5 protein-coding genes are annotated in these 3560 nt (G+C 61.8%); 4 read left to right on the top strand and 1 reads right to left on the bottom strand.

What is annotated here, in order from left to right; all coding sequences use genetic code 11:
• From H5407_RS23320 to H5407_RS23305, 4 genes are all read left to right on the top strand, one after another.
• The coding region (locus tag H5407_RS23320) for an RHS repeat protein (RefSeq protein ID WP_183106883.1) at positions 1-1451 on the top strand (1451 nt) is incomplete at its 5' end.
• Positions 1452-1562: 111 nt separating this feature from the next.
• Positions 1563-2441, top strand: a complete 879-nt coding sequence (locus H5407_RS23315) for an RHS repeat-associated core domain-containing protein (protein ID WP_183106882.1) — start codon at positions 1563-1565, stop codon at positions 2439-2441.
• 6 nt (positions 2442-2447) lie between these two features.
• A complete protein-coding gene (locus H5407_RS23310) occupies positions 2448-2723 on the top strand; it encodes a hypothetical protein (protein WP_183106881.1) in 276 nt (91 codons plus the stop codon).
• A 609-nt stretch (positions 2724-3332) separates the two neighbouring features.
• Positions 3333-3473: a hypothetical protein gene (locus tag H5407_RS23305; protein ID WP_183106880.1), complete on the top strand. Its 141-nt coding sequence runs from the start codon at positions 3333-3335 to the stop codon at positions 3471-3473.
• On the opposite strand, the gene H5407_RS23300 is transcribed toward H5407_RS23305, so the two are convergent.
• Positions 3462-3554 carry an integrase core domain-containing protein gene (locus H5407_RS23300; RefSeq protein WP_310737641.1) on the bottom strand — a complete coding sequence of 31 codons (93 nt, stop codon included), beginning with the start codon at positions 3552-3554 and terminating at the stop codon, positions 3462-3464. The two genes, H5407_RS23305 and H5407_RS23300, sit on opposite strands and share 12 nt — an antisense overlap.
• Positions 3555-3560 lie beyond the last annotated feature (6 nt).

Raw genomic sequence — 3560 nt, 5'->3', positions numbered from 1 at the left:
AGGAGGCCAGCAGCCGCAAGGTCGTGGTCAAGGGCTATGACAGCGCCGGCCAGCTGGCCTTCGAGAGCTACCCCCAGCGTGACGCATCGACGGTCGGCATCACCAGCCCCGGCCGCCGCATGACGTACGACGCCCTGGGCCGCCTGCTGCGCACCGAGGCCGACAGCGAGCTGGGCGTGCTCACCAGCACCCAGGCCTACCTCAGCGGCTTCCAGACCCAGACCACCAACCCGCGCAACAAGACCAGCACCCAGAGCTTCTGGGCCCTGGACAAGCCCGAGGACGCCAAGCTGGCCTCCGCCAGCCTGCCCGCGGGCGTGACGGTGACCATCACCCGGGACGCCTTCGGCAAGCCCACGTCCATCAGCCGCGGCGGGGTGACGCGCCGCTATGTCTACGACGCCGGTCAACGCCTGTGCAAGACCCTCGAGCCCGAGGTCAACGCCACCGTCCAGGACTACGACCTGGCCGGCAACCTCAGCTGGAAGGCCCCGGGGCAAAACCTGACCCTTGCCAGCGCCTGCGACACGCTCAGCGTGCCGGCTGCGGCCAAGATCAGCTACGGCTACGACCCCATGAACCGGCTCACCAGCACCGGCTACGGAGACGGCAGCCCCGGCATCACCCGCGAGTACTGGCCCGACGGCAAGCTCAAGACGGTGAGCAGCAACGGCAGCAGCTGGAGCTACGCCTACAACAGCTTGCGCCTGATCAGCACCGAGACCCTGAGCTATGCGGGCCAGAGCTGGGCCTTCAGCTGGGGCTACAGCCCCAACGGCCACCTGGCCAGTCTGAGCTACCCCACCGGTGGCCCAGGTGTCAGCTATGCACCCAATGCCCTGGGCGAGCCCAGCCAGGTGGGCAGCTTCGCCACGGGCCTGAGCTTCCATCCCAACGGGGCGGTCAACAGCTTCCGCTTCGGCAACGGCATCCAGCACACGCTGACTCTGAATCTGCGCGGCCTGCCGCAGACCAACGAAGACGTGGGCGTCATGAAGGATTCCTACGCCTACGATGCCAACGGCAACGTCAACAGCATCAGCGACCAGCAGGAGAGCGTCTACAGCCGCAGCATGGGCTACGACGACCTGGACCGCCTCACCAGCGCCAGCGCGCCCGGCGTTTGGGGGGCCGCGACCTACACCTACGACGCGGCGGACAACCTCAAGACCGCCAACGTCGGCAGTCGCAGCGTCACGCTGAACTACCTGGACGGCACGAACCGGCTGAACCGGGTGGACGTCAACGGCACGCAGCAGCTCTACGACTACGACCCGTACGGAAACATCAAGCGCAAGGGCGCCCAGCAGTACTTCTTCGACCAGGGCAACCGCCTGCAGTCCGCGGTGCCCGGCGGGAGCTATGTGTACGACGGCCTGGGCCGGCGCATCCAGGTCAGCGGCGGGGGCGACGGCAGCACGCGCCTCTCGCTCTACAGCCAGGCCGGCTAGCTGCTGTGGAGCACCAGCAGCGGCGGCTCACGCCCGGCCAGCAGCACGGCCTACGTCTACCTGGCCGGCAAGGCGATTGCCGAGGTCAACAGCGCCAGCGGCACGCAGTACGTGCACACCGACGCCCTGGGCAGCCCGGTGGCCCATACCGGGCCCACGGGTGCCTTGCTGAACCGCACGCGCTACGAGCCCTACGGCTATGTGGCGGCCGGCACCAAGCCCGGGCCGGCGACCAGCCTGATGGGGTACACGGGGCATGTGCAGGATCCGGAGACGGAGCTCGTGTACATGCAGCAGCGGTATTACGATCCCGTGGCTGGCCGCTTCCTGAGCGTTGATCCGATCGTTACGGATGCGAATACTGGAAAACAGTTTGGTCGGTATGTCTACGTGGAAAACAATCCGTATCGATATGTCGATCCGGATGGGATGGATAAGCGCGATGAGCAGATTGCTGAGCAGAATAAGAGGGAGCGCGATAGATTTTGCGGAGTGATTGGTTGTGAAGGGGATTCGAAAGTCGCATATCCGGAGGAGAAGAGTAGTCCCGTAAATGGTGGCACGATAATTAGAACAAGGGATGGTGGGTTTCTGACGGTCAATCAGGCGCAGGCATCCGGAACGGCAGCTGCTGCCATTCTCGCGCCCGGAATTGTTCTGGAACTGCTGGGAGGGGCCAATCTTACTGCTACAGAGATTATTGCAATCAATCGATCCTTTGGCGGGGTCGCTGAACTGACAGGCAGTGCCGAGACCGTTATCGCAAACATGGCGTATAGGGAAACCTTGATGGGGAAGGCGGCATCTGCTATTCGAGATATTGCAGGTCGCCATTTGTTCAACGATGCAAACAAGCGCACTGCTCAGGCTGTAGCTGAGCGATTGCTTGGTAGAAAGATTGATCCTGCAAAAATCAGGGCGGCAATAGATCGAGTGGCTAATGGAGAGGTTCGAAGTGTCGAGGATACTTCGAAATTGTTGGGAAGGTGATTTCAAATGACTGCCGAAGAGAATTTTGGAAAAGTTTCTAGTTCGTTTGTGGATCGACGGGAGGAATGGGTAAGGTGTGCTGATAGTTTGGCTCGGCTTGATTGCATTTCTCGGGATGGGGCGAGTGTTGTCGTTAAGATGGATGGTGAAAGGGATGCTGATATGTATACTGTTGTTGTGTCAGGTGGCGCTTTAGGGGAAGATTTCTTTAGGCGTAATGGAGCAAATGTGAGTGAGCTATTGGAGGCGGCGATAAGTTTCTATGTTGGTATGAAGGGTTAATGGTGGTCTAAATTTCGACCACCCCCGTGGTCAGCCCCCCGAGTAAAGCTGCGCCCCAACCTGTTGCAATCCCGCTCGCCCACTTGCGTGACCGGGCGGGCGTGGGGCAAACTCCGCTCCGTAAAGAAAACGAGCTGACGTTCTGATCAGCACTGCGACGCCATGTTCATGGTCGTTGCCTATCAGAAGAGTCAGTTCACCCAACCGTCCTCCCGGGGGCAGGTGTAAAGGCCTGAGGCATCCGATGCGGTGTCCTGGGTCCTTCGGCAAAGAGTCCCGTTGCGGCATGCGCACGCCGCCTTAAACGGTCGCACAGGACTCACCGCCTCCCAACGCGCCTTGCGCGCTTCAGCCCTCCGCGCTGACACGAGCCCTTGGGCAGTGGTCCGCGAATCCCTTGGGAATCAGGGTCTTTAATTTCAATCCCCTCCGCTGCTTGCGTGGAGTGCCCCCGTGACCAGCCCGCCATGCGTCGAGTACCCTGGTTGAATCCACCATGTGATCTCACGAGCTGGTTGAAAATTAAGGCCCTCGGGTTTCGAGGCCTGACCCTCGGGTTTCTTTGACCCTCGGGTTTCGGGGTCGCGGGAATCAGGGGCCGGCCAACTGGTGTGGAGCACCACCAGCGGCGGCTCGCGCCCGGCCAGCAGCGCGGCCTATGTCTACCTGGGTGAGAAGGCGACGGCCGAGCTCGACAGCGTGAGCGGCCCTGTATTGACCCAGCAGAACCTGCTCAGGTCATGCCGCTAATGCAAACGCCTCAGCGGGAGTCCTCATGTTCAGCGCCTGATGCGGGCGCCGGTGGTTGTAGAAGTGGATCCAGTCCCCGATGAGGCG

Source organism: Mitsuaria sp. WAJ17, from assembly GCF_014174515.1.
Taxonomy (GTDB): domain Bacteria; phylum Pseudomonadota; class Gammaproteobacteria; order Burkholderiales; family Burkholderiaceae_C; genus Roseateles_B.
This window is presented reverse-complemented; position numbering and strand designations above follow the sequence as displayed.

Coding starts and splice junctions, on each gene's coding strand:
- H5407_RS23310 (WP_183106881.1), top strand. CDS start 2,448: ATGACTGCCGAAGAGAATTTTGGAAAAGTTTCTAGTTCGTTTGTGGAT.